Raw genomic sequence first — 815 nt, 5'->3', positions numbered from 1 at the left:
CGCTTGTGGCTCATCACCCAGTCATCGAGCTGCTGGGTGCGGGTGGCCTCGGCAAAGGTGTAGTTGGAAGCCCCCAGAACAGCGACAAAAATCTGGGCCCGGTAAAGGATCTCGCCGGTGTGGGGATCAACAATCGGCATGGTCTGGCCGCAGTAGTCGACAAAGAGTTTTTCGCCAGCGATATGGGTCTGGCGCATCGAGGGTTGCAGCAGAGCCGCCCACGCTTTATAGAGCCGACAGAAGTGGTTGTAGCTGTAGTGTGAGCCAGGATGGCGCTCGGCGTACTCCTGCCATAGCAGCTCGAGCGTCACGCCTTTTTGACCGGGTTTTTTAAGCTCTTGATGGAGCTTGGCCCAGTTAGGGATAGGTTTGAGGTGAGGGTTCGGGGTGACGCGAGTGTTGATGAAGGCTCGCGCCAGCGAAACATCATCCCAGAGCGCGTCGAGCGGCCAAGCCTGAATACCCAGTTGGGCCGCCCGGTTGAGGTAATAGGATACGGTGCTGGGAGAGAGGTGCAGGCTGAGGGCAATCTGCCGATGAGCCAGTTGAGCCTGATATTTAAGGCGAAGAATTTCTTTGAGTTTTCTCACAGTGATAGGCCTCGCAGACATGCACTTTCCTCTGTTGTGACAGGGTAAAAAGTGCGGGTTTAACGAAGCGGGGAGAAAAAGTCATCAATAACATGGATGCCGATCATGGTTTCCCATGGGGGGTAAAAAGTGATCGGCATGGGATGTTATTGAGTGATCGACATGGATGTTATTACGTGATCGGCATGAATGTTATTGAGCGATCGCCATGCGTGGGAATATGCA

1 protein-coding gene is annotated in these 815 nt (G+C 54.1%); it reads right to left on the bottom strand.

Annotated elements, in window-relative coordinates; all coding sequences use genetic code 11:
• A partial coding sequence (locus tag ACYVG7_RS10050; protein WP_460882990.1) for an IS21 family transposase occupies positions 1-611 on the bottom strand: 611 nt, incomplete at its 3' end.
• Between the last annotated feature and the right edge of the window lie 204 nt (positions 612-815).

This window comes from Pseudaeromonas pectinilytica, from assembly GCF_054780855.1.
Note: the sequence above shows the minus strand (reverse complement) of the source record. Positions and strands in the feature narration are given on the sequence as shown.